Raw genomic sequence first — 7,355 nt, 5'->3', positions numbered from 1 at the left:
GCCCGCGGCGGGATTGATACCCCGCCGCGGGCCCCTTTTTGCCGTGCGGTTACTTCCCGGCCGCGAAGTGGCTTACACAGGCCCCCTGGTTCCGGAAGCCCGGGTCCAGGTTGGTGGCCCAGCCGCCGTTTTTACAGGCGTCCTTGCCGGTCACAAACGCCACGGTGTATGCCCGCGTGGTGCCGTCCGGGGCGCTGACGGTGACTTCCGCCGTCGGGTTCCCGCTGCTTGCCTGGATCACCGTGACCCGGGCGTTGGTGTCCAGCGGGACTGCCGCCACCGTGGGAAAGGCTGCGGTGGCCGTGAGGACGCTGTACCCGGAGTCATCGGGATCGAACCCCGCCACCGACTGCTGGTCCACCAGCAGCCTGCCCAGGGTGGGCAGTCCGGCCGGAGCCGGCCGGGTGCCCCGAATGGCCACCTCGGCCACCTTGGTGTAGGAACCAGGGGTGGCCAGCACCACCCGGATGCCGCGCGTTGCCACCGGGCTGAAGGCCACGGTTGCCGGGGCTGCGGTGCTGAGCCCGGTGATGGTCCCGGCGGACGTGTCCTGCCATGCTCCGGCCGCGTCCTGGTACTGAACCTTCAGGCTTTGCGCGGCCTTTTCGGCTGACGTCACCGTCACCGAATCCACCGTGTACTCCCGGCCGAACCCATACGTGAGGCTGTCACCCGCACGGCCGGCGCTGACCCAGTTGGACCAGGCGGAGCCGGCATTGCCGTCGCAGGTATTGCGGGCCAGGTAGGACCCTTCCGTGAAACTGGCGGTGGCGGTGGTGGCGGGATCCGCCCGGCAGATGTTGTCCACGGTTTCGCTGGCCACCACGATCACCGTCAGTACGGCTGCCAGCGGCTGCTCCCCGGAAACCCCGGTGGCCGCAGTCCCGCGGACGGTGTACGTCCCGGGCACCTGCAGCGCGGCGGCGTCGAACGAATTCCAGTCCCACGTTGCCGTGAGCCGGTTCCGGGCCGGTCCGGCGCCGATCTGGCCCGGCACGGTGCCCGGTGCTGCCGCCTGGAGCGCGGCCAGGGTGGAGCCTGCCCCCACGGTGGCCGATACCGGATCGGTGGCGGCGTAGCGGCCCACCTCCACCGTCACGGTGGCGTCATTGAAGCCCGCGCCGTACAGGTCAGTCCCGGAACCCGTGACCGTCACGCGGCCCGCCCTGTCCCAGGCGGCAGGGTCAATCTGCTGCCACTGCACCGCAATCGGCCGGCCCGCACCGTTGCCGTACAGGGGGATGACGGTCGCCGGCAGTTCCGGCGCCACCCCCACCGGCGTGCTGAGGTCCACCTTGGTGGTGCCCAGCAGCTGCAGGTCTTCGAGGTCGGTGAAGCCCCACACCTGGTGCGGGTTGGCGGTGGCCGTGGCGGTGGTTCCGGTGGACGAGCCCAGGGAAACCGCGGTCCCGGCCGCCGTCTGGCTGCCCGCCACCTGCAGGGCACTGGCCGCGGCAGCGTTGACCAGCGACCACTTCCTGCCGTTCTCCGTGGTGAGGATCCACTGCGCAGCCGGTGTGGCCTTTGCCTGCTCCAGGGTCATTCCGGACAGGGTGGCGGTGCCGGCCTGGCTGCCGTTGAGCACGCCGCCGGTTCCGGCCAGGACCCGGCCGTCCTTGTTGGTCAGCACCCAGCGCCGGTTGTGGGCGTACTCATCGTCGCTGCGGACGGCGTTGAAGGTCCACACCTGCGGGACCACCGCAGCCATGCTGGACCCCGGGTCCTGGATGGCTGCGGAACCGTCGGCGCGGGCCGTCAGGTCCTTGCCGCTGGCGTCACCGGTGAGGTGGTAGCTGTGGCCGTCCTGCACCGGTGCGGCGTCGGCGGCAACCCCGCTGACGCCGTCGACGACGAACGTCACCACCGAAGCGGCCGGCACCTCCAGCGTGGCGGACTTCGCCGCGGCATCAACGGCGACGGGGGCGCCCTTGACCAGCGCGTTCCGCTCGATGTCCTCGAGCGGGGACTTGGTGGTGACCACCGGGGTCACGGTAGCGCCGGGGGCGATGGAACCGAAGCGGCTCAGGTCCAGGGTGACCTTCTCCGGGGTCGCGGTGTCGTTGAAGTGCACCAGGGTGGCGCCCTTGCCGTCCGCCTTCAGGGCGCTCGCGGTTTTGGCGTTGTCGTTCTGGATCAGGAAATCGCCCGGCCGGATGTAATGCGTGAAGTTCCGGGTGGTGTTGTACTTCTGGTTGGTCAGCACCTTGCACTTGGCGGCTTCGGCACTGGCTCCGTCGTTGATCCGCCGGTTGGAGGACCCTTCACGGCCGGCGTAGTTGCAGTCGAAGTCCACGTAGATGGAGCCCCAGCCGCCGTCGCCCTTTTCCTGCTTGTAGGTGTCCTCCACGGGCTGCCAAAACACCCAGGCGTCCGGCTCCAGCTCACGCAGGTCATCCACCATGCGCCCGGCGATGCCCAGCCCGTTCGCGATGTTGGACCGGTCCCAGCCCCCGGTGGAGTCGCCGAGTGCGGGGTTGCCGCGCCAGGAGCCGCCCACTTCGCTCATCCACAGCGGCTTGTCCGCAGACTTGGCCAGGTCCCGGACCCGGCGGCGGTCGCCGGTGCCGTAAGTGTGGACGTTCAGCTGCGCCACGGCGTCCTTGGCGGCCTGGCTGTAGCCGTTCCAGTTGGTCATGAACTTGCCCGGATCCGTCTCGTCCATCCCGGAGATGACGGCCCCGGTGGTGGTGCCGGCCTTGGCCAGTTCGGCGGCCAGCAGCCGGGTGACGCGGTCCTGCGCCGCAGGATAAATCAGGGCACCTTCCTGCTTCTGCGTGTAGCTGGTGGGGGGTTTGCCCGTGGCAGCGTCGATGTCGGTGCCCCAATAGCCGGAGTTGGGCTCGTTGAACGGGTCGATGGTGTTCACCGTGATGCCGCTGCCCTCCTCCAGCAATTGCACGGCATGCTTCATGTACGCGGCGAACTTGGCCTCCGCCTGGGGCAGCAGGTTTTCGCCCTTGGCGGGGGTGGGCTGGCCCGAGACGTAGCCGCTTTTGGTCATGAACCAGGGCGGGGAGTTACTGAAGGCCTCCCAGTGGGTGATCTGCTGTTCCGCGTCGAGTTTCTCCACCCACCAGCGCTGGTTGGCGTCCGCGTCCGGGTTGTAGGACGCGGGATCATCCGGGTTCCACTGCTCCAGGAAGGCCAGCTTGTTGGCCTGCGCTTTGTCCACCGTGCCGTCAGGGTTGTACAGGTTGGACGGAGCAGTGCCGGCGGGCACTTCCGTTTTCGGCTGCCACCAGCCTTCCACCGCGCTGCCGTCGTTGAGGTAGTTCTTTACGTCGGAGGCGTTGCCGCCGCCCACGTTGTAGCGGGCGATGTTGAGGTTCAGGCCTTCCTGCCCAAAGACCTTCTGGTACAGCTCTTCGCGGAGTTCGGGGGAGTAGCCGGCCGTCGCGTTGGCGAACCAGACCAGGCTGGTGCCCCAGCCCTCGAACGCGGCTCCGCGGCTTGCCGGGTTGGGCGTGATGGTCACCGGAGTGGGCGGGTCTGCAGCGCCGGCGGGTGCCACGGGGAGCAACGCCAGCCCGGCCACCGCCGTCACCGCGGCAGCGAGCGCGGCCACCGGCTTCCTGGCCCGTCGGGTTCTTCGTGCGGAAAACGTCATTGTTGTACCTCGCAGTCATGGGGGTGCGGAGCTGTTGCCGGTCCCGCAGCCGGGAAGTCCGGGCACAGCGAGACTATGGGCGGGGTCGGAACGGAACAAGGCATCCGAACACGTTCGGTCGTACTCGGTCACGGGTGTTCAGGACGTGTTCGACGGCGGTACCGGCCGTGGGCAGGCCGTCCCGGCCGCCGGCGAAACTTCGACTTCGCGTCCTGCAGGACAACCCGTGCCGTGCCCGATGGCCGCGGGACGCCTGAAACATGCGTGCGGCGAACCGAAACGATCATTTAACACACCGGAAACCCACCCGGAGATGCCAGCTTTACTCTGGAAACAGACGGCGAAAGCTGCCCTCCGCTGGACGCGGTTCTGATTCCGCGCCCCTTCTGCCGGAGCGGCATTCACGGGCGATTTCCGTTCTCTCCTCGCATCACGAAAGGGGTTTCCCATGGATTCGGGAAATGTCGCTTGGATTTTGGCCAGCTCAGCGCTGGTCTGCATGATGATCCCCGCCCTTGCCCTGTTCTACGGGGGCATGGTGGGCTCACGCCGCATTCTGAACATGATGATGATGTGCTTCGGCGGCGCCAGCCTGGTGGCTGTGCTGTGGGCACTCTTTGGCTACTCACTGGCCTTCGGCAACTCAGTGGGCGGACTGGGGCTGATCGGCGACATCACCGAATTCCCCGGTCTGGGACAGCTGCTCGCCGCGGATGACGAGGCGTCCATCCCGGTAGCACTGTTCGCAGCTTTCCAGCTCTTCTTTGCCTGCGTCACCACCGCACTGGTGGCGGGCGCAGCGGCGGGCCGGATGAAGTTCGGCGCCTGGATGCTGTTTGCCGGCATCTGGGCCACCATTGTCTACTTCCCGATCGCCCACTGGGTGTTTGCGTTCTCCTCTGCGGACGGCAGCGTCACCGGCGGCTGGATTGCCAGCGGCATCAAGGCAATCGACTTCGCCGGCGGCACGGCTGTGCACATGAACGCAGGCGCCGCGGCCCTGGCCCTGGCCCTGGTCCTGGGCAGGAGCTCGGGCTGGCCCAAGATGGAACACACCAAGCCGCACAGCCGGCCGCTGGTGCTGATCGGTGCCGGCCTGCTGTGGGTGGGATGGTTCGGCTTCAACGCCGGCTCCGCCCTGTCCGCAGGCCAGTCGGCGTCGGTGGTTTTCCTTAACACCGCAGTTGCTGCCTCGGCCGGCCTCCTGGCGTGGGCCCTGGTGGAACGGATCCGCCACGGCGCGGCCACCAGCATGGGCGCCGCGTCCGGCCTCATCTCCGCGCTGGTCGCCATCACGCCTGCCTGTGGCGCCGTCAGCCCGCTGGGCGCGGTGGCCATCGGCCTGATCGCCGGTGCGGTTTGCTCGCTGGCGATCGAACTGAAGTTCCGGCTCGGTTACGACGACTCACTCGACGTAGTGGGCGTCCACCTGGTGGGCGGCATCCTGGGCACCCTGCTGATTGGGCTCTTCGCCACGGACGCAGCCCCGAACGCCGTCAACGGGCTCTTCTACGGCGGCGGCTTCGAGCTCCTCGGAACCCAGGCCCTGGCCACGGTCACGGTGCTGGCCTACTCGTTCGGTATCACCTGGCTCCTGGCCAAGATCCTGGACCGGACCATTGGCCTGCGCATCAAGCCCGAGGATGAAATGCGCGGCATCGACCTCGCGGCCCACTCGGAGCTTGCCTACCTCACCGATGAAGACCCGGTGGAGCTGGGGTCCCCCCAGCGCAGCTAGACCCTTCCGGATGGTGCCAATGCGCCGTCCGGACGACGAGCCAGGCAGAGGGCCGGGCCCTTGGGACGTACCAGCGGGGGGCGCTGGGCGGCCGTTCCAGGAGCCGGTCCTCTGCCTTCGTTTTGCCGTCTGTCTCAGCCGGCGGTGCAGACCAGGACGCCGTCCCGGACCTCCACCACGGCCGCGCGGACGTGGCTGAGCCTGGTTTTGGGGTCCGGTGCCATGGTGTCAATGTCCTCGCCGCCCCAGTGGGGATGCGTGAAGTAGACCACCAGTGCCTGGTCCGGGCCGCCGTCGGACGACAGGGGAACCACGTCCGCGTGCCGGCCCACCACGGCCCGGCCGGCCACGGACTCGGGGGCGGCAAGGATCAGTCCGTCGCCCTCCTTCTGCCGCAGCCAGCCGCCTGCCGCGTCCTCCGACCGGTACACCGCCTGGCCGCGCCACTCGTCCACAACCATCCAGTACCAGCCGCCGAGCCGGAATACCTTGGGACCCTCGTGCGGGCGGCCCGGAAGCGTGATGCCTTCGACCGCCCACGACGACGGGTCGTGCGGCGCGTCGCTGACCGCGCTGTAGGTGTTGGACCCGCGGGCCTCGTCCTTGTACCAAAGGCGGTAGCGGCCGTCCCCGCACAAGGCCACGGCGGCGTCGATCACCCGGGGCGAGTCGAGGTCCACCTGGCCCAGGTATTCCCAGTCGGTGAGGTTCCGGCTGGCCAGCTGCACAATCCCGGCCCCACCTGTCCAGTCAGTGCGGACACCGCCCAGCACCGTCAGGTACATGATCCACTGGTCGCCCAGGCGGACGACGTCGGGCGCCCACAGCGTTGCCGGCAGTTCCGTTCCGGGCGGCACCAGGCCGGCCACGGTGCCCTGGTAGGTCCAGCTGGCTCCGCCGTCAGCGGACCGGGCGACGCCGATGCCCGTCCCGTGCACCCATTCCACGCCGGTCAGCCCGTCCTGGGTGGCCCTGCGCTGGGTGTAGAAAAGCACCCAGTCCCCGGTGCGGTGGTCCCGGACCAGGACGGGATCCGTTGGCCCGTCCCAGACGGGGTCCCGGTAGGGGGTTGCGAAGGCGTCCGGCCGCAGCGGAATCACGGCGGGGACGGCATTGGCCTGCTGCTGTGGCACATTTTCTCCAACGTTGTACTTACTTCGTTGGTTTCAGCTTAGGGGGTAATTCCGACGCGCAAAAGCATCCGCGCGGCGCAGATTCCCTGGCGCGGCACTTATCCGGGGTGCGTCACGGAATCTGCGCGTCGACAGCACGTTTGTGTGTCGCCAATGGACGCCGCCACGGGTGCCCTACTCCCGGAACAGCCCGGCGAGGTCCTCGGCCGTGATGGCACCGCCGGACAGGGCGTCGCCCTCCATCACATCCGCGAAGAGCTGGGACTTGCGCGCCTTCAGGGCCATGACCTTCTCCTCGATCGTGTCCTTGGCCACCAGCCGGTACACCATCACGTTCCGGGCCTGCCCGATCCGGTGCGTCCGGTCCACCGCCTGCGCCTCCGACGCAGGGTTCCACCACGGATCCAGGAGGAACACGTAGTCGGCCTCCGTCAGGTTCAGGCCGAAGCCGCCGGCCTTGAGGCTGATCAGGAAGACCGGGGCGCTGCCGTTTTTGAACTCGTTGACGACGTCGGCACGGTTGCGGGTGCCGCCGTCGAGGTAGCAGTACTCGATGTTCTCCTCGTCAAGGCGCTCGCGGACCTTCCCCAGGAAGCCGGTGAACTGGCTGAAGATCAAGGCGCGGTGCCCCTCGGCCACCAGGTCCTCGAGCTGTTCAAAAAGCACGTCGAGCTTGCTGGACCGGACCGCGGACAATGACGGGTCAACCAGCGAAACGTCCAGGCTGAGCTGCCGCAGCAGGGTCAGCGACTGGAAGATGGTGAACCGGTTTTTGTTGACGTCCTCAATCAGGCCCAGGATCTTCTGCCGCTCCCGCTGCAGGTGCGTCTGGTACACCTTCTGGTGCCGCGGATTGAGCACCACTTCGAGGATCTGC

Annotated in this window: 4 protein-coding genes; 1 reads left to right on the top strand and 3 read right to left on the bottom strand. The window is 68.1% G+C overall.

Features of this window, described 5'->3' with window-relative positions; translation table 11 throughout:
• Positions 1–49: 49 nt before the first annotated feature.
• Positions 50–3,607, bottom strand: coding sequence for a discoidin domain-containing protein (locus ASF72_RS00655; RefSeq protein WP_082483869.1), 3,558 nt, complete (start codon positions 3,605–3,607; stop codon positions 50–52).
• Between the two features lie 448 nt (positions 3,608–4,055).
• On the opposite strand from ASF72_RS00655, the gene ASF72_RS00650 reads away from it, so the two are divergent.
• Positions 4,056–5,345, top strand: coding sequence for an ammonium transporter (locus ASF72_RS00650; RefSeq protein ID WP_050686364.1), 1,290 nt, complete (start codon positions 4,056–4,058; stop codon positions 5,343–5,345).
• A gap of 134 nt (positions 5,346–5,479) precedes the next feature.
• On the opposite strand, the gene ASF72_RS00645 is transcribed toward ASF72_RS00650, so the two are convergent.
• Positions 5,480–6,478 (bottom strand): family 43 glycosylhydrolase, encoded by a 999-nt coding sequence (locus tag ASF72_RS00645; protein WP_056595616.1) that lies wholly within the window; start codon positions 6,476–6,478, stop codon positions 5,480–5,482.
• A gap of 174 nt (positions 6,479–6,652) precedes the next feature.
• Positions 6,653–7,355 (bottom strand): DEAD/DEAH box helicase (locus tag ASF72_RS20830; RefSeq protein ID WP_235504624.1); only part of this gene is annotated, 703 nt, incomplete at its 5' end.

The sequence above is a fragment of the Arthrobacter sp. Leaf141 genome (assembly GCF_001424565.1).
GTDB lineage: Bacteria > Actinomycetota > Actinomycetes > Actinomycetales > Micrococcaceae > Arthrobacter.
This window is presented reverse-complemented; position numbering and strand designations above follow the sequence as displayed.